Origin of the sequence: Streptococcus infantis (assembly GCF_047460405.1) — a bacterium.
Lineage (GTDB): Bacteria > Bacillota > Bacilli > Lactobacillales > Streptococcaceae > Streptococcus > Streptococcus infantis_Q.
Genome location: NZ_JASHGH010000023.1, coordinates 1 through 26,041 on the forward strand (window position 1 = coordinate 1; position 26,041 = coordinate 26,041).

Sequence of the window (26,041 nt, forward strand, 5' to 3'; positions counted from 1 at the left end):
TCTACTGGATCCTTGAAGGCTACTGTTGTACCCTTAGGAAGATCTTTCAAGTTACCGATTGAATCTTCTGCTTTTGGTTCAGTTCCTTTATCTACAGTTTGAGCTTTTGGTGTTGGCTCGTTCTTATCTGCATCTGTTGGTTTTGAACTTGGGTCTGTAACAGTTACTTTAACTGGAACTTCTTCCTTAGAACCATCTGGGTAAGTTACAACTGCTGTCGCAGGTTTTTCACCTGGTGTTGTTGTGTCTACTGGATCCTTGAAGGCTACTGTTGTACCCTTAGGAAGATCTTTCAAGTTACCGATTGAATCTTCTGCTTTTGGTTCAGTTCCTTTATCTACAGTTTGAGCTTTTGGTGTTGGCTCGTTCTTATCTGCATCTGTTGGTTTTGAACTTGGGTCTGTAACAGTTACTTTAACTGGAACTTCTTCCTTAGAACCATCTGGGTAAGTTACAACTGCTGTCGCAGGTTTTTCACCTGGTGTTGTTGCGTCTACTGGATCCTTGAAGGCTACTGTTGTACCCTTAGGAAGATCTTTCAAGTTACCGATTGAATCTTCTGCTTTTGGTTCAGTTCCTTTATCTACAGTTTGAGCTTTTGGTGTTGGCTCGTTCTTATCTGCATCTGTTGGTTTTTTAGTTACAAATTCTGACAATGGTTTTGTATCTGTAGAACCATCTGTATATGTTACTACAAGATTTCCTTTGTCATCTTTTTTGACTGATTGAATCTTACCATTTTTATCAACTGGAGTATCTTTTGCGATATTCGCATCATCATTTTTCTTGTTGTACTCAAGTTTCAGTTTTTCTTTGATTTTATCTAAGTCATCGTTTGTTACATTGGTTGGATCTGCTACCTCAACTTTATCAGCTGGAGCTGGAGTTGCAATATCGTACTTATCTGTTTGAGATTTAACGATAAAGTGAACATATCCTGGAGTCTGAGTTGCATTCGGATTTTTATCTAATGCATTAAAATCTGTATTTGATGGTGCATTATCATTGTCATTAGCAACAACAAAACTTGTCCAATGGTTTGGAGCTTTAAGTGTTGTAACACCTGTCATCTTAATAGTAGCTGTAGCACCTGATACAGTACCATCACCATGAGTGACTGCTGAATTCTCGATTTTTCCAGTTGTGAAACCGTAATCTGCCGTATTATCTTTTCCAATACCACCAGGACCACGTACATACATATCTTTAACAGCAGTGTTGTCTGATGCTTTGAATGTTAAATCAGTGTTTTCACCTGTATAAACATAGATTTCTTTCTTAGCTTCATTTGAGTATGGAAGTTCTACTTTTGGAGCTACGTTTACAAATTCTGACAATGGTTTTGTATCTTTAGAACCATCTTTATAGGTTACAACAACTTTGTTTCCTTCTTTTTCTACTTTATCAACAACTTTTGAAGCATCTTCTACTTCTTCACCTTTTTTGTCAGCTAAACGTGCATCTGGATTGTTTTGAGAATATTCAACTTTAACTTTCTCTTTAATTTTTTCAAACTCTTTATCAGTAACATTGTTAGCATCTGATACGGTTACTTTATCAGCCGATGCTGGAGTTTTGATATCATATTTCTTAGTTTGTGCTTTTAATACGAAAGTTACTGCACCTGGGTCAGTTTTATAAGATTCTGTAATATTTTTAGTCCCTGGAACATATTTTGTTGCATTATTTTCAATTTGTTTTCCATCTGTATCTGTTGCAGTTGCAAAACGCGTTACAAGATCTAAAGAATCATCCTCTGTTTTCGGTAATTTTTCTGCCGCTATGCCAGAAACTTGTCCTGTTACTTTAATTTTCGCAGGTGTCGCTGTTTCAGAATTAATTGCTGTTACAGTGTAACCGAATTGATTATCCTGTTTATCTGGATTGCCATTAACTGCTGATAATGGTCTATTACCACCTTGTTTTAACGCAGCAGATTTAATTTTACCCGAATCATCGTTAAAGGTAATATCAACGTCAGCTTCTTCTCCAGTATAAAGATAAACTTCTTTTTTATCCGGAGCTGGATCTGAGTATGGAATCTCTACTGTTGGTGCTACGTTTACACGTGCTGGAGTTGCTTCTTTAGGATCACTTGCTACTGATGTGTTACCTGCCGCATCTGTTGCTTTGGCTGTTACAGGACCTGCTGGAATATCAACTTTTGGAGTAATCGTTGCTTTTCCATTTGCTCCTGCAGTTGCTTCACCAATCTTGTTGTTGTTTTTATCGTAAAGGGCTACGGTTGAACCTTTTTCTGCAGTTACTTCAACTGGAGTCTTAGTGCCGGCTTTACCTGTAAGATCTGTGTTCACAACTGGTTTTGCTGGGGCTGTTGTATCTGTCGCTACTTTAGGATTACTTGCATCTGATGTGTTACCTGCTGCATCAGTTGCTTTCGCTGTGACATTACCTGCTGGAATATCAACTTTTGGTGTAATCGTTGCTTTGCCATTTTCTCCTGCAGTTGCTTCACCGATCTTGTTGTTGTCTTTATCGTAAAGGGCAACAGTTGAACCTTTTTCTGCAGTAACTTCAACTGGAGTCTTAGTGCCTGCTTTACCTGTAAGGTCTGTGTTCACTACTGGTTTATCCGGAGCTGTTTTATCTACTGCATTAACTAGATATGCAGCAGAAATCTTATCTGTTGACTTATCAGGATAAGTGATAGTAAGGTTACCCTTTTCATCTACACTGTATTGTGATTCTGCTGGAAGACTTGGGTTAGCAGTTTTAACTGAGTCGATGATCTTGGTCTTTTCATCTTCACTAACGTTGTTTGGATTTGCAATATCTACTTTTGTACCTGCAACTGGGTCATACTTCTTAGCAGTCTCAAGAACGGTAATTGTAAGAGTTCTCGTTACTACTTTCCCATTTTTATTTTGAACAGCATAGGTAGCAGTGCGACTGCCTGCAGGCTGCGTCATAGCAACGTTCCCACGATAGTACACCTTACGGTCTCTAAAAGTTTTTGAGCCAGCTGTAGTCAGGAAACCACCTACAGTTGGATCACCCGCATACTCTAGTCCACTTGCCAAATAAGGATCGTTAGGATCCTTAGTAGGAATCCAAAATTTTTGAATTGACGGTGATCCTGCTGCTTGAATTGTCACATTGACAGGATCACCTGGGTAAACTGTAATATGTTTCGCTGTAACCATAAGTTGAGTGTAGCTATCACCACTAACTCCTCCATCTTCATGGGTCAATGGTGTTTTTGTAACCGTAATCGGTGCACTCTTAGCTGACTCTGTTCCACCTGCTGGTGTTGAAGTAGCTGTGATCTCTCCTTCAGGAAGGCTGTTTGTAGGGTGAACAGTTGCTACACCTTTATCGTTAGCTACGGCTTCACCGATCACAACGCCATCTTTGTTGTAAAGTTTAACAGTTGAACCTGCTGGTGCTTTCACTGTTACATCAGCTGGAGTACTTGCTTTACCTGCCAAATCATTGACAATTTCTGGGGCTGATGCTGGGGCTGTAGTTGCGCCATCTACTGCTGGAGTAATTGGTTTTGATGGTTCTGGTTGTGGCTGTGGCTGTGGTTGTGGTGCTGGAGTCTCCTCTTTTGGAGCTTCTTCAACGTTACGTGATTGCCATCCTTGAAGACTTGAGTAGCTACCTTCTTGCATGTTAGAGATAACTCGAGCTGTTGTTCCAGCTTTCATATCTTTGTTCAAGGTCAAGTTGATTGTTGAGTAGAACTTACCATCTTCACTTGAAGCAACACTTGCAAGTGCACTGCTTGAAGAGTTTACTTGCCATTTACCTGGAACAGCATCACGTTTGAGTCCAACTTCTTGCGCCTTGCCATCTTTATCCGTGAATTGGAAGTAAGCTGCTCCTGCATCGTGTGGCACTTTCAAGGTAACGTTTCTATCATTTTCAACAAGATTATTCTGTTGTTTTGATTTAGATGATGGTACGATCTCTGAGTGACCGAGAGAGATGTTTACAGGGGTAGCAGCACTTTCTTGACCATTAACTGTTTGGGTAACGCTAATGTCATCCCCAGTAACCAACTGTGGACCACCAGAGACGCTACTATTCAAACCAAAATCAAGTGGGAATGACCATTGGCCGTTTGCCGCAACTTGGGTTTGCTTAGCAGTTTGACCCTTACTCTTAAGATTGATGATAGCACCTGGTTTACCTGTACCTGAGATTGTTGTATCTGTAGAAGCTACAGTAGGCACTGTAATCGTGTCATTTGTTTGGGTATAAGTGTTGTTGACTCCTGGTTGTGGTGCAAGTCTTGATGAGATATTAACACCGACTTCTGGGAAGTCTGAAGTACGATTTTTAACAGCTGATGAACCATTCATCCCACCATTTTCTAGTGAGTTTTTTACAATAGCTGTTGCAAAACGAGCAAACAGATTGTGATGGGTCCCTTTAGTCACTACTCTATAGGTAAGCGAATCAGGAACTCCTCCACCAACGTATTTATAATGAGACGCCAAAGCTTTGTGATTGCTCATAGCAGGGAGCTTTCCAAAATCTTTCTCAACGTAATAATCCTCATTCAGACGTCCAGCATTAGGACCACGGTCTACGACAGTAATACTTTGAATTGTATCATCTGATGCGACCACCAAGCCAGCAGCTTGGTGATTCTTATGCTGCGGTACAACAGCGATTGTCCAAGTTGTTTTGTCTCCATCAACACTGTAGCGAACTGATTGAAACTGCTTGGTACCCGGAGCAGTGAATTCACCTTCAGCGAGTGATCCATCAACTGAACGGTTGGCCGCACGGTCTGCTGAACGTGAACTTAGATCACGTTTCCCTCTTGGACGAGCTACTTCAGTTTCTGCTACTGCTGTTTCAGCTTTAGCCTCTGTAGCTTCAGCTTTTTCTTCTGTTGCTACTGTTGCTGCTTTTTCTTCTTTGGCAGCAAGTTGAGCTACAGCCTCTTTGAGGCTAGCAAGAGCTGTATCCACTTGGTCTTGGCTAGCTTCTGCATTTGCCAAAACATTTTGTGCTTGTTCAAGTGCTGTGTTCAAGCGAGAAAGAGAGTCTTCTGTCTTTCCTGCTTTGTCCAAGCCTTTTACTTCTTCGACCAATTGGGTCAAAGCTTCTTTGTTAGCTGTTTTTGCAGTAGTGTTTTCTGCTACCACTGCTTTTTCAACTGTTGCTGGCTGAGTCTCTGCTACAGCAGCAGGAGCTTCATAAGTCCCCGTTTCTCCACCATATCCAGGCTTAGCCCCTTCAGCTTTTGAGCCACTCTCAACTGTAGATTCCGATGCTGTGTCTGCATGGACCGTTTGAGTAGCTAAGCTAGCTCCGACCGCAAAAACAAGCGAACAACCAAAAAGGAAATGTTTTCCTTTTTTAATCATACGCCAGTTCTTCTGCTCTGCATTTTTACGATTAAAATACATTCTTGTCTCCTATTTATTTTTTATTAGAGTCGCATGTGTTTTACATACATTACCATTATAAAATATGGTAGCAACATAGTCAAGTCTTTTGCACCTTTTAGAGATTAAAAAATATTTGATACAAATTATTTCCAAATTTCCATTTTTTTTAGTAAAATTATTATAAAAATTGATAATTTATAAACGAATTTAAAAAATTTTTTTCGAAAACATGCTATAATAGGAAAAAACTGATAATTTTTTTATCTTTTTTTGTTTATAATACTTTATATTTTCAAGGAGTATTTCCCATGAGAGAACTATTATCTCACAAAGAACAGAGACAATTAAAAATTCTAGAATACTTATTTGAGAACCAAGAATGGATTCATATTGACACCTTGGCTGATATTCTAGATTTGAATGGACGCATCATCAAAAGCGATATCAAAGAAATGCGCGAGCAACTTTCTTGCTTTGATATTTTATCATCAACTGCTGGTATCATACTGACGAACGAACATAATTTTGGTATTGAGCGAATTTATAGACACGTTTTGCAAGAGTCTGTTAATTTTCAGGTACTCAGAGCTTTCTTCCTATTAGAAGAACCATTTACTTTCGAGCACCTAGTTCAAACGCTTGACATTTCTCTTCCCTCACTTCGTAAGAAGGTTGCTGAAATCAATAATATTCTGCAGTCAAAATATAAATTCAAGCTCAAGGTGACGCCTATTTCAATTATTGGAGACGAAAGAGACATTCGCTTCTTTTTTGCCCAGTATTTCCATGAAGCCTATGGTTTCTTCAAATGGCCATTTGATCTGTCTTCTGAAGATGTAGAGGAACTTGTGACTTTTCTTGCCAAGGTAACAGGCTATCCCATCACCTACCAAAATATGTTTCAGCTGAAGATACAAATTGCAGTCAATCTCCATCGAGCAAAGATTTTACCGAGACCTAAAGGGGAAATCGAGTTTGACTCTCTTTGCCCTATTTTTAGTCAACTTTCAAACTTCCAGCAGGAATTGCAATCTCTTGGTGAGCGTCTTGGAATCACGCTCGACTTTTCAACTATTAACCAAATTTTCAGCTCCTATACTCAAGAGGGGATTTTCTTCACGGTCGAGGATTTCCTAGAGGCGCGGGAATACAATGAGAAAGTCGATCACTCCTATCACTCAGCTCGAGATGTTCTAGACAATCTTACCCGACAGTTTGATGTCCACTTTTCAAATACCGATCAATTGATTTGGCACTTGCATAACACTGCATTTCTAGAACGTCAAGAAATCAACTCAGAATCTATCATTTCTCATAACAAATCTTATGCACTGAATAAGATTAAAAAGTTCTTCCCAGATTTTTACGAAGCTGCTAGTTTTGAAATGATGCGCTATAAGTCTAGCTTGGGACAAAAGGAGCAACTTCACGCTGTAATCCATCTAGTCTATACTCTTTTAACCCACGCAACTGATCTAATGGAACAACTCCTAAAGCACCAAACCAAGGTTCGTGTTCTTGTTTTGAGTGAGTTTGACTTTGCCCATCCTCAGGCTTTGATTTCACTCTATCAATTTTACACCTCTAGAAACATCCACTTTGAAACATGGGATAAAGCGACACTCAATGTCGATGAAATCATGGAAGCGGGTTACGATGCCATCATTACCAACTTTGATATTGAAGGATTGGTTCATCCGAAACTCATGAACGTCGGTCGCATGGCTAATCTACAAGTCGTCAATGAACTCAATACTCTTTCCATTAGTAAACTTTAAAAAAGCCTCTGTTTTATAACCAAGTAAGCAGACTAAAACATATACAAACGCATAATGTCAGTTATCTTAAAAACTTGATATTATGCGTTTTTATACTTCTTCAAACCGCGTCAACGTCCATCTGCAACCTCAAAGCAGTGCTTTGAGCTGACTTTGTCAGTTTTATCCACAACCTCAAAACAGTGTTTTGAGCAACCTGCGGCTAATTTCCTAGTTTGCTCTTTGATTTTCATTGAGTATTACTTTCAACAATGGATTCGCACTTGTCGATAAATTTTTGCTCATTTACAACATAGTGGATTGAAATAAGGTATGAACAATTCGATTAGGAAAGGCAAACTAATTTCTAGAAATATTTTTAGCAGTCGTTATGTACTATTCTAGATTCAATCTACTATAATTTTGTTGTGTAGCAGATTGAATAAAAAACACTATAGTAGATTCAAATAAGGGATGAACAAATAGATTAGGAAAGTCAAACTTATTTCTAGAAATATTTTTAGCAGTCGTAATCTACTATTCTAGAGTCAATCTATTATAATTTTGTTGTGTAGCAGATTGAATAGAAAACACTATAGTAGATTCAAATAAGATAGGAACAAATAGATTAGGAAAGTCAAACTTATTTCTAGAAATATTTTTAGCAGCCGTTATGTACTATTCTAGATTCAATTTACTCTGCATTGTGAATTCTAAAAAATTGCTAGAAATTGACTTAACTCCTCTAGTAAATTTGTTCAGATTTTATTTAACTATAACCTATCTATTTCAGTCTAACAAAAGACTTTTCCTTGATTTGCTAGAATATAGCAAGATCTACTGATGAGCTGGTCAATGTCAATATTTTTACTCAGGCTAGGATATTTCTTCAGTAGACTATCAACAAAAAGGGGATTTGATTTTAATGGAGGATGATTTTTCACATAGTCTGATTTCTCATCTATAAAATTCAAGAAAACGATTGCATAAACTGTTACTACGTGCTATACTAAGATAGAAATAAATGATAGGAGAGTGTCTATGAAAAACACGTCATCTCAACCAGATAAAAAAATGATTTACAGCATCCGTTCTCTGAAAAACGGAACTGGCTCTGTCCTTATTGGAGCAAGCTTTATCCTCCTTGCCCTAACAGCACCTTCTGTATCTGCAGCTGAAACTAGTCCTGGCACACAAGAAAATGTAAGCGCTATTAGTGCGAACCCAGCTACTACAGAAACCAGCCAAGCTGAGGAAAAAACGCCTATTTTGGCCCCAAAAGATGCAAACGCTTCCCTAGAGTCTAAAACATCTGAACCAGTAGCAGTTTCTGAAACAACTACAACTGAAGCTACTCCAAGCCTTCCAAACAATAAAGACGAGAAAACAGAAGTATCAAGTCTAGCCGCTGAGAAAGCTTCGCCAGCAGACACTGTATCTGAAACACCAATTGAAGACAACTACTTCCGTATCCACGTCAAAAAACTTCCTCAAGAAAACCAAGATTCGCAAGGTCTTTGGACTTGGGATGATGTTGAAAAACCATCTGAGAACTGGCCAAATGGCGCCCAGTCTTTCAAGGATGCCAAGAAAGACGACTACGGCTACTACCTAGATGTCAAACTAAAAAATGAGCAAGCCAAGAAAATCAGCTTCCTCATTAACAACACCAAAGGGGACAACCTTACTGGAGATCGTTCTGTAGAGCGTCTCTCTCCAAAAATGAATGAAGCTTGGCTAGATGAAAACTATAAAGTACACAACTATCAACCTCAACCAGCAGGAACTATTCGTGTCAACTATTATCGAACAGATGGAAATTATGATAAAAAATCCCTCTGGTACTGGGGTGATGTCAAGAATCCAAGCAATGGTGAATGGCCTGACGGTACAGACTTTACTGCAAGTGGAAAACACGGACGCTACATCGATATTCCGCTCAATGAAGCTGCCAGAGAATTTGGATTTTTACTATTAGATGAGAGCAAGAAAGGCGATGATGTGAAAATCAGAAAAGAAGATTATAAATTTACTGACCTGAAAAACCACAGTCAAATCTTCCTTAAGGATGATGACGAAACAATCTACACCAACCCTTACTATGTGCATGACATCCGTATGACTGGTGCCCAACATGTGGCTAAGTCCCGTATTGAAAGTAGTTTTTCTACCTTGGTTGGGGCTAAAAAAGAAGACATCCTTAAACATTCCAACATCACTGACCACCAAGGGAATAAAGTGGCTATCTCCGATGTTACAATCGATGAAGCAGGTAAGAAAGTAACTTACATCGGTGATTTCTCTGACACTCAAAACCCTTACACCGTTGCCTACGATTCAGACCGTTTTACAACTCGTTCAAGCTGGCGTCTCAAAGATGAGACTTACAGTTACGATGGTCCACTCGGTGCAAATCTTAAAGAAGATGGTAAACGTGTTGATCTGACTCTTTGGTCTCCAAGTGCCGATAAGGTTTCAGTTGTCGTCTACGATAAGAAAGATCCTGAAAAAGTGGTCGGAACCGTCGCTCTTGAAAAAGGAGAAAAAGGAACCTGGAAACAAACTCTGAATGAAAACTCTGGTCTTGGCATCAGCAACTATACTGGCTACTACTACCACTATCAAATCGAGCGCCAAGGCAAGACTGTCCTCGTACTTGATCCTTACGCCAAATCTCTAGCAGCTTGGAACAGCGATCTAGCCAAAACAGACGCTGCCCATAAGGTTGCTAAAGCTGCTTTTGTGGATCCAGCAAAACTTGGACCTCAAGACCTGACTTATGGTAAGATTCATAACTTCAAATCTCGTGAAGATGCTGTCATCTACGAGGCTCACGTTCGTGACTTTACCTCAGATCCTGCTATCGCAAAAGATTTGACTAAACCATTTGGTACTTTTGAAGCCTTTATCGAAAAACTAGACTACCTCAAAGACTTGGGTGTAACCCACATCCAGCTCCTCCCCGTCTTGTCTTACTATTATGTCAATGAATTAAAGAACCAAGAACGTTTGTCCGCCTATGCTTCAAGCGATAGCAACTACAACTGGGGTTATGACCCTCAAAACTACTTCTCCTTGACTGGTATGTACTCAAGCAATCCGAAGGACCCAGAAAAACGTATCGCAGAATTTAAGAACCTCGTCAATGAAATCCATAAGCGTGGCATGGGTGCTATCTTAGACGTAGTTTACAACCATACTGCCAATGTCGATATCTTTGAAGACCTTGAGCCAAACTACTACCACTTCATGGATGCAGACGGAACACCTCGTACTAGCTTTGGTGGTGGTCGTCTAGGAACAACCCACTACATGTCTAAACGCGTCATGGTAGACTCTATCAAGTATCTAGTTGAAACCTATAAAGTAGATGGTTTCCGTTTCGATATGATGGGAGATCATGATGCAGCTTCTGTCGAAGAAGCTTACAAGGCTGCACGCGCCCTCAATCCAAATCTCATCATGCTTGGTGAAGGTTGGAGAACCTATTCTGGTGATGAAAATATGCCTACTAAAGCTGCTGACCAAGATTGGATGAAACATACTGATACTGTCGCTGTCTTTTCAGATGATATCCGTAACAACCTCAAGTCTGGTTATCCAAATGAAGGTCAACCTGCCTTTATCACAGGTGGAAAACGCGATATCAATACCATCTTTAAAAACCTCATTGCTCAACCAACCAACTTTGAAGCAGATAGCCCTGGAGATGTGATCCAGTATATTGCAGCCCATGATAACTTGACCCTCTTTGACATCATTGCCCAATCTATCAAAAAAGACCCAAGCAAGGCTGAGAACTATGCTGAAATCCATCGTCGTTTGCGACTTGGAAATCTCATGGTCTTGACAGCTCAAGGAACTCCGTTTATCCACTCTGGTCAAGAGTATGGACGTACCAAACAATTCCGTGACCCAGCCTACAAGACTCCAGTAGCAGAGGATAAGGTTCCAAACAAATCTCACTTACTTCGTGACAAGGACGGTAACCCATTTGACTATCCTTACTTCATCCATGACTCTTACGACTCAAGTGATGCTGTCAACAAGTTTGATTGGACCAAGGCTACAGATGGTAAAGCTTTCCCTGAAAATGTCAAGAGCCGTGACTACATGAAAGGTTTGATTGCCCTTCGTCAATCTACAGACGCCTTCCGACTCAAGAGTCTTGAAGATATCAAGGAACGTGTCCGCCTCATTACTGTCCCAGGCCAAAATGGTGTGGAAAAAGAAGATGTAGTGATTGGCTACCAAATCACTGCTCCAAACGGAGATATCTACGCAGTCTTTGTCAATGCGGACGAAAAAGCTCGCGAATTTAATTTGGGAACTGCCTTTGCCCACCTCAGAAATGCTGAAGTTTTGGCAGATGAAAACCAAGCAGGACCAGTCGGAATTGCCAACCCGAAAGGACTGGAATGGACTGAAAAAGGCTTGAAATTAAATGCCCTTACAGCTACTGTTCTTCGAGTCGCACAAGGCGGTGCCATCGTTGCCCCAGCTGTGGAAGAAAAACCAGAATTTGATCTTTCTAGCTTGAATGTCGAACAAGAACAAGGGCAAGGGCAAGCCCAAAACCTAGCAGCAAATCCTGAAACCCAAGAAACTGCTGCAGAGGCTCTTTCTCAGAAAGTCCTTCCAAACACAGGAACTGAGAGCAAATCTCTTCTTACTCTTGCAGGAATCAGCCTCCTATCCCTCCTTGGACTTGGTAGCTTCCTCAAGTCAAGAAAGGAACAATAAAAGCAAGGACTCTATAAATCCAGCAACTTGATAGAAAAACATGTAAAAAGAGGCTGGGAGAAAAGTCTTTAAAATCAGAAAAACGCATATTATTCAGATGTTTAAAAAAACTTGATAATATGCGTTTTATTGTGGAAAGATTTATACTCAATATTCTACTAAAATTATGTTTGTGTCTCTCCTCTTCAGATTTAAAAAAAGGTTCATTTTGATCAATTTGCTTCAATCTCTTTCTTTTACTAGAGAAAATAAAAAACTCTTAAAAATAGCATTATGTCAACATTTCTAAGAATTTTTACTATATAGTATCCAACCTCTATAAGGACAATTTTTTTATTACTGATAGGGTATGTCTAGGTTCTGCCTCTTTCTAGAAGCTCTTATTTCTCCATCCTTGCTTCTGCATCTGCCACCACTTGAGCAAGACTGGTTTGGCTCAGCTCCTGCTCCATGGCTAGCTGAATCTTTTGTAATTTCTCATCTAAAACCCCGTGGATATTTGCGCCAACTGGACAGGCTGGATTGGGATTATCATGAAAACTAAAGAGTTGTCCAGTTTTTCCAAGGCATTCGACCGCTTGATAAATATCCAAAAGACTGATATCCTCAAGATTTTTGATAATCTCTGCTCCACCAGTTCCACGCGCAACTGAGATCAACTCCGCCTTTTTCAGTTGAGATAAGGTCTTACGGATAATGACAGGATTGACTCCAACACTACTAGCTAGAAAATCACTAGTCACCTTGCTTTCCTTCCCTTTTAGGGCAATGATGATCAACATATGGGTCGCAATGGTAAATCGGCTTGAAATTTGCATCCTCTTCTCCTTTTTTCGTCAGATTAGTTCCTTCTTTTCTTAAGTTTATTATATCTCTTCTAGTTGTAATGTCAAGAGTTACCACTAAGCCAGTCATCCAATTCAACATCATGTCCTTGACTCTGAGCGATTTCGTGCAACAAGTCCTGATTGTGGGTATGGTGAATCCCATTAACCAAACTTTCATAATAAACTTGGTAGTAGGGTAATTGTAAGTCTTTGGCTAGCTGTAATTCTGCCTCAATATCATAATCGACACGACGAAAATCAGCATCTTTTAAACCTTTTTCGTCAAATTCTAAGATCATGTATTGGGCCCGCAAGTCTTTGCGTAAATTCCCAGATAAAAAGAAGGGTTGCCCAATCGAACCTGGATTCAGGATAAGCTGGCCACCACTACCATAACGAAGAAACTGCTGATGGATATGACCATAAATGGCAATATCGCAATCTGGATTGGTGACAAGACGATCAAAATCCTCTTGCTTACCAAGATGAATCAGCTCTCTTCCCCAGTTTTTATCAGGCAAGTGATGACTAATCCCTAGCTTCAGATCTCCAAACTGGCGATGCACTTGCAAAGGATAGTCCTGCAGTGCCTCAATCTCTTGGCTACTAATTTCTTCCATAATATACTGACACTGGCGCAAGAGATAGCGATGGCTGGGTCTGCTTTCATCTAACTTGCGATGACAGGCTCGCCAAAGACTATCTTCCCAATTTCCCAGAACTCTAAGAGTAATGGGTAAAGTGTCCAATCTCTGGAGAATATTTTTTCGTCCTGTTCCAGGCATGAGGATATCTCCTAAGAGCCAATACTCATCAACCCCCGCCTTCTGGGCATCTGCCAGAACAGCCTCTAAGGCTGTTGTATTGCCATGTATATCTGATAATACTGCGATTTTTGTCATATCTTTTCCTCTTAGCTTTTCTATTTTTATTATAACAAACTCCAAGTCAAAGTCAAAAAGCACCTATCTTTTCTATCGTTTTTTACTTTACTTTTTTAGTGAAAAGGAATACAATGAAGGTAATAAGAATGAGGAGGTTTTTGCTATGACACAACGTTATGAAAATATCATGGTAGCGGTTGACGGTTCTAAGGAAGCTGACTTGGCTTTCATCAAAGGGGTTCATTCAGCACTGCGTAACCAAGCAAAACTAACGATTGCCCATGTCATTGACACACGTGCTCTTCAAAGCATCTCAACATTTGATGCCGAAGTTTACGAAGAATTGCAAGTCGAGGCCAACGATTTGATGGCTGAATATGAAAAGCGTGCAAAAGATGCTGGGCTCACAGACATTAAAGTTGTTATTGAGATGGGAAATCCTAAAACTCTCTTAGCTAAAACAATTCCAGACAAAGAAAAGGTTGATTTGATTTTAGTTGGAGCAACAGGACTCAATGCCTTTGAGCGTCTGCTAGTTGGTTCTTCATCAGAATATATCCTACGCCATACCAGCGTTGATCTTCTCGTCGTCAGAGATAAGGATAAAACTTTGTAATAAAAAAGAAATGAGGTTGGGATTTTTCTCCTAACCTCATTTCTTTTTTATATAATAGATTGAATTAAGATGTGAACAAAGAGATTAGGAAAGTCAACTTAATTTCTAGAAGTTTTTTTAGAATCCGTAGTGTACTATTCTAGATTCAATCAACTATAAATTGTTGATGTCGTAGTTGAAACTAGGAACTCAAAACATCATTCCAGGCTTCCTCTGCTATCGCCTATTTCTTATCGGCTCTTTCCTTGTGGCGTTCATAGGCCTTTATCTGGCGCTCAATCTCCTTTTTAATAGCTGGCTCTGGAGCGTATTTTTCTTCCCAATCATCTGGTTTTAGGATTTTGTGGGTCACTGGATCAAAATGAGCTTTTCCATCAGGGAACATTTTTCCCATATTTGCTTGATGGACAATGTCAAAAATCCGTTCTGGATCCACCCCCATCAAAACAAAACTACCATAGGTGAAGTATAGGGTGTCAATCAAGGCATCCACTTGCCCTACCAAATCTTGCTTAGCAGGTGTCTTCTTGACTACTTTCTCTGCTGCTTTATCCAACGCTTGGTGTAACTGTCCTACTGCCTGTTCGAAATCTTCTTCAGAAGAGCTAGCAGCTCGGACAAACTCCACCAATTCTTCTATCTTAAATCCTGCTCTATGGGTGGCACCTTCTAAGTCCCAAGCTTGGGGCTCTTCTTGAGTTCGTTCATCCATCATGTGGTGGAAGGTCTTGACCTTATTAAAATGATAATCACGGCTGACAAAAACTTTTTCTGAAGCCAAAACACCAAAATGTTCCAAGGCCTTATGAATCCCATCTTGCTGGTTGCTGGTTGTGATATGCTTGGCCACTTCCTTGACACTGCTACTACCGTTGCCCATGGCAACTGACATCCCAACACCCGCCAGCATCTCTAGGTCATTGTCCGAGTCACCAAAGGCCATGACTTGATTGAGATCAAAACCATACTCTTTTCCGACTCGGCGAATGCCTTCTAGCTTGGAATTTCCTTGGTTGATGACATCGGCTGCAAAAGGATTACTACGAGTCAATTTCAAGTCTTGAAAATCAGCTGCCGCTTTCTCAGATTCTTCTGGCGTCATTAGCATCAAAACTTGATAAATGGGCTGATTCATCAACTGGAGCAGATCTTCTTCCTTCTGAGGAACAACCTTACTCACCATTCGATTAAAGGAATAACTAACTGTACGAGTCAACATAGAAGGGACAAAACGACTCACTCTTTGCGAAAAAGAACCTAGGCCAAAAGACATGATTTTCGAACCCAGCATGGCATCCTTGGTCCCCAAAGCAATCTCCTTGCCCTCTTTTTTGGCATAGGCTATCAACTTCCGTAAATGAGATTTGGATAGAGGACTTGTAAACAAGACTCTGTCTTTATTAAAGATATATTGGCCGTTATAGGTTACAGCAAAATCCAGATCTAAATCTTCCATTAAATCCTTAACAAAAAAAGGTCCTCGCCCTGTCGCTACTCCAACAAGCACTCCCTGTTCCTTCACAATCTTAATCGCATCCTTAGTGGATTTCAAAACACTCTTGCGATCGTTGACCAGTGTTCCATCGATATCAAAAAAAACAGCTTTGACTTCCATCCTACCTCAATCTCCCCTTTTGTGATACAATGATTATACCACATTTCAGAAAGAGTGAGTAAATCATGCCTAAGAAAATCCTTGTTTTACATACGGGTGGTACTATTTCCATGCAAGCCGATGACTCTGGCGCTGTTGTGACTAGTCAAGACAACCCTATGAATCATGTATCCAATCCACTTGAAGGAGTTGAAGTCCACGCCCTCGACTTTTTTAATCTGCCAAGTCCCCATATTAAACCCAAGCATATGCTGGCCCTCTATCAAAAAATTAAAGAGGAGGCCGATCATTATGACGGTTTCGTGATTACACATGGGACAGATACCTTGGAGGAAACTGCCTATTTCCTTGACACTATGGAAGTTCCTCACAAACCAATCGTACTAACAGGTGCCATGCGTAGTTCCAACGAACTTGGAAGCGATGGTGTCTACAATTATCTCAGTGCCCTTCGCGTAGCGAGTGACGCTAAGGCTGCTGACAAGGGTGTCTTGGTCGTTATGAATGACGAGATTCACGCTGCTAAGTATGTGACCAAGACGCACACGACAAATGTTAGCACCTTTCAAACGCCGACCCACGGCCCTCTTGGGCTCATCATGAAACACGAGATTCTCTACTTCAAAACAGCTGAACCCCGTGTTCGTTTTGACCTTGATAGGATTCAGGGCTTGGTCCCTATTATCCCTGTCTATGCTGGTATGACAGAAGAACTCCTTGATTTGCTTCCTGTTGACCAACTGGATGGACTCATTATCCAGGCCTTCGGTGCTGGAAATGTTCCCAAGGAAACATCACAAAAATTGAACGCCCTTATCCAAGAAGGACTCCCAATCGCCTTGGTTTCTCGTTGTTTTAACGGGATTGCTGAACCTGTTTATGCCTATGAAGGCGGTGGCGTTTGTCTACAAAAGGCTGGTGTCTTCTTTGTCAAAGAGCTCAATGCTCAAAAGGCTCGTCTCAAACTCCTCATTGCTATCAATGCTGGCCTTACAGGAGAGGAATTACGAGCCTATATGGAAGGATAATACTCTTCGAAAATCAAATTCAAACCTCGTCAACATCGCCTTGCCGTAGGTATGGTTACTGACTTCGTCAGTTTCATCTACAACCTCAAAGCAGTGCTTTGAGCAACCTGCGGCTAGTTTCTTAGTTTGCTCTTTGATTTTCATTGAGTATAAAAAAGTCGGTGAGATAGAAATTACTAGATCAAGTCTTGTTTTCTAGTTCACTCCGAGAGCTTCCAACCACCAACTTAATGCTTGAACTATTGACCAAAAAGTTTCTGCTACTAAAAAGCGAGGTCGGGATTTTTATCCCGACCTCTTCTTGTTAATCTTTACGAGTTGAATGACGTTCTACCAAACCATGTGGCAAAAGAACTTCACGCTCTTCTAACTCTTCCTTATGCATAATCTTTGTCAACATACGCATACTAATAGCACCGAGGTCATACAAAGGTTGCGCAATGGTGGTTAGGTTTGGACGAGTGTAACGCGCGATTTGCGAATCATCACTGGTGATAATTTCAAAGTCTTCTGGTACAGAAACTCCCTTGTCAGCAAGTCCGTTCAACACACCTGCTGCCAGTTCATCTCCTGTTACAATCGCTGCTGTTGCTTTAGAAGAAATCAAACGTTCTGCCAAGGCATAGCCATCGTCATAACGGTATTTTGATTCGAAAACAAGACCTTCACTGTAGTTGATTCCCGCTTCTTTTAAGGCATCTTTGTAGCCAGCTAAGCGAATCTTGCCATTAATATCATCCACTAATGGTCCACTAACGAAGGCAATTTTTTTGTTTCGCTTCAAAAGATGACGGACTGCATCAACTGTAGCATGTTTATAGTCAATATTGACACTTGGAAGTTGGTGTTCTACGTCTACTGTTCCTGCAAGAACGACAGGTGTGCGTGAGCGTGAAAACTCTGAGCGAATCTTCTCAGTTAAATGATAACCCATGAAGATAACGCCATCCACCTGTTTAGAAAAGAGAGTATTGACCACAGATACTTCCTTTTCATCATCCTCATCACTATTGGCAAGGACGATGTTGTATTTGTACATCTCCGCGATATCGTCAATCCCTTTAGCAAGGGCAGAGAAATAAGTATTTGTGATATCTGGAATGACGACTCCAACTGTTGTCGTTTTCTTGCTTGCTAGACCACGTGCTACTGCATTAGGACGATAATCTAGACGTTCAATAACCTCTAAGACTTTCTTTCGAGTATTTTCTTTAACATTTTTATTGCCATTGACAACACGGCTGACAGTCGCCATTGACACTCCCGCTTCTCGGGCAACGTCATAAATTGTTACTGTATCATCTGTGTTCATTCCGTTTCCTTTCTACTTTGAAAATTTTGTTTTCATGATTCCACTGTTCTCATTTTACCACTAATTGTAAGCATTTTCAAGCGTTTGATGAAGATTCGTTGAAAAAATTTCAAAATCATTCTCATATTTTTAAAGGTAGTTGACTTTTCTTGATTTTTCTAGCAGTTTGCAGTATGATAATAAAAAAATCAATTAGGAGATAGGAATGGCTTTTACAGATTCTCATAGACGATGTGCCAGTTTCGGTGTGGTGACCAATTTACCCGACGATGTTATCGATTCAATCTGGTATATAATCGATCATTTTTTAAAGCATGTTTTTGAGCTAGAAGATGAATTGGAATTTCGACTTTTGAATCATGAAGGCTCCATCACTTTTCGTTTTTCTAGTCAACATCTACCAACTACGATTGAATTCGACTTCAATCATCCCTTTGACCCACTCTATCCACCTAAAGTTCTGGTCATGGATATGGATGGGAAGGAAACCATTCTCCTACCAGAAGAAAATGACCTATTTTAAAAACTCTAGTCTCCTCTATCTACTTAGGAAACTAGAGTTTTCTTATTTTTTCAATCCTTGGTACAAGTGGCGAATCGGTTGTTTCAGTATTGGATGAATAAAATGCGGAGCTATTTCCTGTAAAGACTCTAAAACAAAGAGGCGCTCAGCAATATAAGGATGGGGCAAGATGAGGTCGTCTGTATAGATGATCTGGTCCTCTACAAAGAGCAAATCTAGGTCAATCAAGCGAGGTCCCCAATGCACCTCTCTGACCCGTCCCATCTCTGATTCAATCTCTAACAAGGTTTCTAACAAGATTGGAGTTGGCAACCAGGTTTCCACCTCAACCACTTGATTAGCAAAGCTATCCTGCTCCACTCCACCCCAAGGCTCCGTCGCTAAGACACTGGACTCTTTGAGAATATGGATGCCACGAGCTCGCAGTTTGTCAATAGCTTGCTCCAAGTTCGCTTGCTTATCCCCCATATTGCTTCCTAAAGCGATAAAGGCACGCTTTTTGCGACGGTGGATGGTTACTGAACAAGTATCAAGGGGCAGATGCACGGGTGCCCAAGGTTTTTTTAGTTCCAGCTCAATCTCTTGAACGATAGGGGAGGTCTCAAAAGTACGCTCTACTAGTTTGTAGGCTACTGTTTCAATCAAATCCTCACTCGTTTCCTGAAACCAAGTCGTCCATTGCTGGCAAAGTTCTCCGTAATGGACAGAAGCAGTTAAATCCAAGTCTGTAGCAGCCTTGGTCATATCATAGGACAGGGTGGCTGAAACGACAAACTTCTGCCCCAATTCCTTCTCACTAGGAAAGAGTCCATGAAAGGCGAAAATTTCTAGGTCTTTAATTCGCAGTTGATCCATAACTAGTCCTTTCTAGAAAAATCCGCTTGACGCGGATCTTTTATAGTCCCATCAGACGATAAGCCTGATCCCGAAGATCCTTATCTGTCTCAAATAGACCACGAGCTACTGTAGTCAAGGTCGCAGTTCCTGGTTTTCGAACACCACGCATACTCATACACATATGCTCTGCTTCGATGACAACAAAAGCTCCCTTAGCACCCAAATACTCCATCAAGGCATCAGCAACTTCGATATTCAAACGCTCTTGAATCTGTGGCTTTTTAGAGTAAACTTCCACAGTACGAGCTAACTTTGATAAACCTGCTACACGGCCATCTGGAATGTAGGCAATATGAGCCTTCCCATAAAAGGGCAAGAAGTGGTGTTCACACATGGTATGGAAAAAGATATCCTTTTCTACTACCATATTGTCATCAATAATTTCAAAGGATTTTGATAAATGTTCCTCCGCAGTTTGACCAAGACCTGAAAAAATCTCTTGGTACATACGAGCGACACGGGCTGGTGTTTCCTGCAACCCTTCGCGATTTGCATCCTCACCAACTGCCTCGATAATCATTTTTACAGCTTCTTCAATCTTTTGTGTGTCCATTCTAATTTTTCCCCTCCATTAGGTAGGCTCTCACTTGGGCTAAAAAGTATAATGAGCCCGTGATAATCCTAACTGTTTTTTTCTCTTCATTTTCTGATAATTTTTGGTCTAGAAATTCTTGCCAATCTTGGAAGTTGAGATTTCTAGAATCAGACATCTCTTTCAAGACTTTTTCATCCGTCGCCCGACTATCCTCAAAATGAGTTAGCGTAATCTTAGTATCGGGCAAGGTTTCTAGCAAGTCCAACATATCCTCCAAGGCCTTGGTTTTGATACAAGTAAAGAGGATTTCCTTCTGATAGTCCGTAAAGCGTTCTTTCAAGGTAGCCAACAAGGCCTTGATGGCATGAGGATTGTGGGCCCCATCCAAAATCATCAAGTGTTCTCTAGCAACAACTTCCAAGCGTCCAGGCCAGCTTGTTTCTTCCAAAGCTTGAGCCACTAAAGCATTATCTGGCAATTCTCGACCAGTCGCTTGGCAATAGCTATCTAACAAGGCTAGCGCCATCCCTGCATTCTCTATCTGGTGCAAACCCAGCAATCCTGTCTGGAAGCGACCTTGTCTAACAGCACTTGTATAGCCAAAGACCTCGCCAGTCACAATACTCTCATAATGACTGACTTGATAGGCATCTCCATAGGCGATTCTGGTAGCTTGTTTCGCTTTTGCAATCTGGTCAATAACCGCCAAGGCTTCTGGGACAATGCGACCAGTCACTAGAGGAACTCCTTGCTTGATAATCCCTGCTTTCTGCTCTGCGATAGCTTCTAGACTGTCACCCAGTAGGGCTACATGATCCAATCCTATGGTCGTGATGCCTGTTAGGATGGGGTGACAGACATTGGTACTATCCAAAAGTCCGCCCATACCAACTTCCATAATCGCCACATCGACTTGTTCAAATGCAAAATAGTCATAGGCTATGGCAGTGATAATCTCGAATTCTGTCGTTCCTTGCAAGGCTTGAGCATGCTCCCCTTCAAGTAGTAAACAATAATCCGCCATCAAGGACTCTAATCTTGCTTCTGGGATAGATTCCCCATTAATGGCAATCTGGTCTGTATAATGAATCAGATAGGGTGAGCTAAAGACTCCAACTCTTAGCCCCATCTTTTCCAGCATATTTTTCAAAAAGGCTATGGTAGATCCCTTGCCATTGGTTCCACCGATGTGGATAACCTTAAGCTTAAGATGGGGATTGCCTCGTAAAGCTAAAAGCTCTACCATTCTTTCCAAGCCGAAATGCGGTTGGTCTGTCCGATAGTGGGCAATCCACTGATTAGTTTCGTTTTTATTCATCTTACTTATATTGTTTCAAATCTAAATTTTCCGCATGGTCTGCCAGACGGATAGCAGACGCAATTTCGACTGCCATCTTGTGGCTGCCTACATCGTGCACGCGCACCACTTCCACACCTTGTCTAGCAGCAATGCTGGTCACATGAGCCGAAGCCGTATCACGATTTCGGAAACCAGCTTCAGTATCTGGATTTACTTCAAATCCATTTTCTTCAAGGATATTAATGACAAAGCGCTTGCGAGAGACTCCTAAAAAGATAGGATAGCCCATCTCGTGAAGCTTATCAAGGTCACGTAGGAGGATGAGATTTTCTTTCTTTGTCAAACCAAAGCCAATCCCTGGATCCAGCATGATGTTTTCTTTCGAAATCCCTGCTTTTTCCGCTCTTACTAGAGCACGATCAAAGAAAGCTGTCATCAATTCTTCTACTGGTAGTTGTTCAAAGTCTGCTAAGTCTTCCTTTGTAAAAGGCTCTCCAAATCCAAAATGAGGAAATATGAGTGAACTAGGGTGCTGAGGGCGTGCCATGACTGGATTAAACATGATGACTACCTGAGCTCCAGCCTTAGCAACCACCTCTGCCATCTTCTCATCACCCATGAGGCCTGTAATGTCATTGACTATATTGGCACCAGCATTTAAAGCTGCTTCTGCCACTTGACTCTTCCAAGTATCGACCGAAATCAGAACATCACTTTCTTGACGAATAGCCTGAATGACTGGAACCACACGCTGGATTTCCTCTTCAATCTCAACATAGCTACTTCCAGGTCGAGTAGATTCTCCACCGATATCTAAGATAGTGGCACCTTCAGCTATCAATTTTCGAGCCTGTTTTAAGGCTTCTTCAATAGCAAAAAATTGGCCCCCGTCAGAAAAAGAATCTGGGGTGACATTGATAATACCGCAAATAGCTGTTTTTGTAAGATTCTCTCTTTTTTCCACGTTCATCACTCAAATTTCATTTAGATTGGTATCTCTCTATTTTACTGTTTTTTTTGGATTCTGTCCAATTATCTTTCAGTTCCTTAATATCATTAAGACTACAAAAGAGCGCAAAAAAAGAGAGTGGGACAGAAATCGGTAATTCGTTAGAATTCGATTTCGTCGTCCCACCTCCGCACAGTTGAGTAGGGTTGTATAAGCTGATGAAATCAGCGTAGTAGAGCCCACTCAACCACTGCGTCCTGCTCGACAATCCAAAGACAATTGAGAGGCTAGGACTTTTGTCCCAGCCTCTTTTTTATATTCTTATTTTTCAGTCAAAGCTGCAAGTCCTGGAAGAACTTTACCTTCAAGAAGCTCCATTGAAGCGCCTCCGCCCGTACTAATCCATGAGAACTTGTCTGCACGACCAAGGTTAATCGCTGCGGCAGCTGAGTCACCACCACCGATGATTGATTTAACGCCTGGTTGTTTCACGATAGCGTCCATCACACCGATTGTACCAGCTTGGAAGTCAGGGTTTTCAAATACACCCATTGGTCCATTCCATACAACTGTTTTAGCACCAGTCAAAGCTTCGTCAAATTTAGCGATAGATTTAGGACCGATGTCAAGACCAAGGAATCCTGGGTCTACTGCTTCACCTTCCGTGTCTTTCACTTCAGTGTAGTCAGCAAATGCGTTTGCTTCTTTTGAGTCAACTGGCAAGATCAATTTGCCGTTTGCTTTTTCAAGAAGAGCTTTAGCGACATCCAATTTATCTTCTTCTACAAGTGAGTTACCGATTTCGATACCTTGTGCTTTGTAGAATGTGTAAGTCATACCACCACCGATAAGAACTTTATCAGCTTTTTCAAGCAAGTTTTCGATAACACCGATCTTGTCTGAAACTTTTGAGCCACCAAGGATAGCCACGAATGGACGTTCTGGAGCTTCAACAGCTTCTTGGATGTAAGCAATTTCGTTTTCAAGAAGGAATCCAGCAACTGCTTTTTCAACGTTTGCTGAGATACCAACGTTAGATGCGTGTGCACGGTGAGCTGTACCGAATGCATCGTTTACGAAGATACCATCTCCAAGTGATGCCCAGTATTTACCAAGTTCAGGATCGTTTTTAGATTCTTTCTTGCCGTCAACATCTTCGTAACGAGTGTTTTCAACCAAGAGAACTTGTCCATCTTCAAGAGCGTTGATAGCTGCTTCCAATTCAGCACCACGAGTTACACCTGGAAGGAATGTAACTTCTTGACCCAATTTAGCAGCCAAGTCAGCAGCTACAGGAGCAAGTGATTTACCAGCTTTGTCTGCTTCTTCTTTTACACGTCCAAGGTGAGAGAAGAGGATTGCACGTCCACCTTGTTCAAGGATGTACTTGATAGTTGGAAGAGCTGCAGTGATACGGTTGTCATTAGTAATCACGCCATCTTTTACAGGAACGTTGAAGTCAACACGAACGAGAACTTTTTTCCCTTTCAACTCAACGTCTTTTACAGTCAATTTTGCCATTTGGAAAGACTCCTTAATTTTTTTTACGTGTTAATTATATCACAAAATCAATAAAAGAGATAGCAAAACCTTAAACTTTTCCCTGAAACGGCTCTCTCTAGTAAATTAAACTCAATCTTTACTCACTGAGGAAATCCCTCTCTGTTTTTATCTTCATCTATGGCATGTTGCTCATTTATAGAGAAAGAGCTACTGTCTGGAGTTGTGTCTTTATTTTTTTAACTAACTCTTCAGAAACCGTTCAATTTTTAAAAATCTATTTTGAAAGTTTCATATTGGAATAGAAAAAGTCATAGAAAGGTTAACCTGTTTCTAAAGGTTGAATCACTTTTGTTCAGTTTAATTTCAAATTAAAGACTTATCCGCATCTCTAATTAAACCTGTCTTGATACTTTTTATTAAATAACCACTGCAGATTGATGAGGGGTTTACTCTGTACATCAAGTATGGGTTTAAGGGTTTCTCTAATCTCCCCTTTTATCTTTGTTTCATCAATTGTTGCAAGATCAATTTTTTTATAATCTTTGTCGAGAGCCCACTCAAGCTCAAAATTTTTATTAAACTTATAGGACACATCGTTTTTATCACTGTAACTATAACCTCCAACAGACTCTCCAAAACTTGTAGGATAACCACTTGAATCGATAGAATTTTCGATAAAATTCGCTCCATCATCATCATAGCGAATACCTTCAATTTTCGGAGTATAAATCTCCCCCATGTTTTCAATCAACATGACTAAGTCGGGTTCTGTTCTTTCCTTATGAGGCATCCGTTGCGCATAATAGACTGAGTTAGATAGCAAATTGATAGTGGTAACAGCATACATACTCGCTCCTATAAATACTACTAAGCCAAGGCTCACTACTACAATGATTACAGCAATGACTCCTTTTAACAATTTCATCTTCTTTTTCCTTTCTTATTCCCAAACCAATTCTTGATGAGAGTTACTAGAAATAACTCTATAAACAGAAACAACCAAAAAATTTAAAAGCAGAACATGCAAACATTTCATTACAAGGTTTCTTTTAAAATAATAAAAATCTTAACACAAACATTCTAAGAATGCAAAAAGGCAGGAGCCAAAAATAGCTCTTGCCTTTTAATACTATTATCTTGTCAGACGGTAATTTAGAAGTTCAACTTACTCTTCTTTTTTCTTTTGCGCTAGAAGTCCAAAGCCACCTAGGACTCCAACCAATCCTAAAGCAAGGAGATTTGTATCTACTTCTTCACCCGTACTTGGAAGTTGTTTTCCTTCAGGTTTTTCAGCTTGTGCTTCTGCTTTTGCTGGTTCCTGCTTAGCTGCTTGTACTACTGGAGCAGGTGCAAGAGGTTTGTCATCTTGGACATCCACTTTTGGCCCAATCTCAACAATCTCAGCTACCGCCTCTTTGACAAGTTCTGTTCCCTTGAGACTGCGTTTGCCTTCAGCATCAACTTCTACAAGATTTCTACGCAGGCCTTCAACTCCAGCTTGAACTAGACGACGTTCACCTGCTGAAAGGTTTGAGTTTTCTCTTTCTTCACGTCCAAATGCAAGAACTTCTTCTTCAACTACCAAGCTTGGTTTCTTAACTTCCAAGACTTTTGGTCCTTCTAGTGGCTCAACACGGCTTTCTACCTTGGTACCGACTTCAGTAATCTCTGCAACTGCTTCCTTGACTACCTCTGTCTTAAGAAGTGTGCGATGGCCTTTAGCATCTACCTCAATCAAATGACGGATTTGACCAGCCTCACCTGCTTGAACCAGACGGCGTTCACCTAGTAAAAGATCTGCTGTTGGACGCTCTTGGTGATTGAAAGCTACGGCTTCTTCTTTCACTTCCAATTCTAGTTTTTCGAGAACAAGATTCCCAGAACCGTCCAATGGTTGAACACTACTTTCTACCCTAGTCCCAACTTCAGTAATCTCAGCCACTGCTTCCTTGACTACCTCTGTCTTAAGAAGTGTGCGATGGCCTTTAGCATCTATCTCAATCAAGTGACGGACTTGCCCAGCTTCACCAGCTTGAACCACACGGCGTTCACCTAATAAAAGATCTGCTGTTGGACGCTCTTGGTGATTGAAAGCTACGGCTTCTTCTTTCACTTCCAATTCTAGTTTTTCGAGAACAAGATTCCCAGAACCGTCCAATGGTTGCACACTACTTTCTACCTTA

17 protein-coding genes are annotated in these 26,041 nt (G+C 40.8%); 5 read left to right on the forward strand and 12 right to left on the reverse strand.

Annotated features, from left to right (window positions below; translation table 11 throughout):
• The coding region (locus QM928_RS09180; protein ID WP_414321997.1) for a Rib/alpha-like domain-containing protein at window positions 1-5,387 on the reverse strand (5,387 nt) is incomplete at its 3' end.
• Window positions 5,388-5,677: 290 nt separating this feature from the next.
• Here QM928_RS09180 and QM928_RS09185 point away from each other — a divergent pair.
• Window positions 5,678-7,147 (forward strand): M protein trans-acting positive regulator PRD domain-containing protein, encoded by a 1,470-nt coding sequence (locus tag QM928_RS09185; protein WP_414295103.1) that lies wholly within the window; start codon window positions 5,678-5,680, stop codon window positions 7,145-7,147.
• Between the two features lie 1,020 nt (window positions 7,148-8,167).
• The gene (locus QM928_RS09190; RefSeq protein WP_414295102.1) at window positions 8,168-11,869 is read left to right on the forward strand and encodes a pullulanase; all 3,702 of its coding nucleotides are present in this window, start codon (window positions 8,168-8,170) and stop codon (window positions 11,867-11,869) included.
• A gap of 380 nt (window positions 11,870-12,249) precedes the next feature.
• Here the strand turns inward: QM928_RS09190 and QM928_RS09195 are convergent, their stop codons facing one another.
• Window positions 12,250-12,687, reverse strand: a complete 438-nt coding sequence (locus QM928_RS09195) for an Rrf2 family transcriptional regulator (RefSeq protein ID WP_248034852.1) — start codon at window positions 12,685-12,687, stop codon at window positions 12,250-12,252.
• A gap of 71 nt (window positions 12,688-12,758) precedes the next feature.
• A complete protein-coding gene (locus tag QM928_RS09200) occupies window positions 12,759-13,598 on the reverse strand; it encodes a metallophosphoesterase family protein (protein WP_248034851.1) in 840 nt (279 codons plus the stop codon).
• A gap of 145 nt (window positions 13,599-13,743) precedes the next feature.
• Between QM928_RS09200 and QM928_RS09205 the strand changes: the two genes are divergently transcribed.
• The gene (locus tag QM928_RS09205) at window positions 13,744-14,196 is read left to right on the forward strand and encodes a universal stress protein (RefSeq protein ID WP_000194258.1); all 453 of its coding nucleotides are present in this window, start codon (window positions 13,744-13,746) and stop codon (window positions 14,194-14,196) included.
• A gap of 223 nt (window positions 14,197-14,419) precedes the next feature.
• Here QM928_RS09205 and QM928_RS09210 read toward each other — a convergent pair whose 3' ends face one another.
• Window positions 14,420-15,811 (reverse strand): Cof-type HAD-IIB family hydrolase, encoded by a 1,392-nt coding sequence (locus QM928_RS09210; protein WP_414295101.1) that lies wholly within the window; start codon window positions 15,809-15,811, stop codon window positions 14,420-14,422.
• 65 nt (window positions 15,812-15,876) lie between these two features.
• On the opposite strand from QM928_RS09210, the gene QM928_RS09215 reads away from it, so the two are divergent.
• Entirely contained in the window at window positions 15,877-16,839 is a 963-nt protein-coding gene (locus tag QM928_RS09215) for an asparaginase (RefSeq protein WP_414285615.1), read from the forward strand.
• Window positions 16,840-17,143: 304 nt separating this feature from the next.
• On the opposite strand, the gene ccpA is transcribed toward QM928_RS09215, so the two are convergent.
• Window positions 17,144-18,151: a catabolite control protein A gene (ccpA, locus tag QM928_RS09220; RefSeq protein ID WP_248034848.1), complete on the reverse strand. Its 1,008-nt coding sequence runs from the start codon at window positions 18,149-18,151 to the stop codon at window positions 17,144-17,146.
• 205 nt (window positions 18,152-18,356) lie between these two features.
• Here ccpA and QM928_RS09225 point away from each other — a divergent pair, with 205 nt between their 5' ends.
• A complete protein-coding gene (locus QM928_RS09225; protein WP_311522812.1) occupies window positions 18,357-18,674 on the forward strand; it encodes a DUF960 domain-containing protein in 318 nt (105 codons plus the stop codon).
• A gap of 42 nt (window positions 18,675-18,716) precedes the next feature.
• On the opposite strand, the gene folK is transcribed toward QM928_RS09225, so the two are convergent.
• The 7 genes from folK to QM928_RS09260 all read right to left on the reverse strand — a co-directional run.
• A complete protein-coding gene (gene folK, locus QM928_RS09230) occupies window positions 18,717-19,529 on the reverse strand; it encodes a 2-amino-4-hydroxy-6-hydroxymethyldihydropteridine diphosphokinase (protein WP_414295100.1) in 813 nt (270 codons plus the stop codon).
• Window positions 19,530-19,569: 40 nt separating this feature from the next.
• On the reverse strand, window positions 19,570-20,124 hold the full coding sequence (gene folE, locus QM928_RS09235) for a GTP cyclohydrolase I FolE (protein WP_049510294.1): 555 nt from the start codon (window positions 20,122-20,124) through the stop codon (window positions 19,570-19,572).
• Window position 20,125: 1 nt separating this feature from the next.
• On the reverse strand, window positions 20,126-21,424 hold the full coding sequence (locus tag QM928_RS09240) for a bifunctional folylpolyglutamate synthase/dihydrofolate synthase (protein WP_414295099.1): 1,299 nt from the start codon (window positions 21,422-21,424) through the stop codon (window positions 20,126-20,128).
• A 1-nt stretch (window position 21,425) separates the two neighbouring features.
• Entirely contained in the window at window positions 21,426-22,376 is a 951-nt protein-coding gene (folP, locus tag QM928_RS09245) for a dihydropteroate synthase (RefSeq protein ID WP_414295098.1), read from the reverse strand.
• Between the two features lie 300 nt (window positions 22,377-22,676).
• Window positions 22,677-23,876, reverse strand: coding sequence for a phosphoglycerate kinase (locus QM928_RS09250; RefSeq protein ID WP_301559548.1), 1,200 nt, complete (start codon window positions 23,874-23,876; stop codon window positions 22,677-22,679).
• Between the two features lie 370 nt (window positions 23,877-24,246).
• Window positions 24,247-24,783 carry a hypothetical protein gene (locus QM928_RS09255; RefSeq protein WP_414295097.1) on the reverse strand — a complete coding sequence of 179 codons (537 nt, stop codon included), beginning with the start codon at window positions 24,781-24,783 and terminating at the stop codon, window positions 24,247-24,249.
• Between the two features lie 240 nt (window positions 24,784-25,023).
• Window positions 25,024-26,041 (reverse strand): G5 domain-containing protein (locus QM928_RS09260; protein ID WP_414295096.1); only part of this gene is annotated, 1,018 nt, incomplete at its 5' end.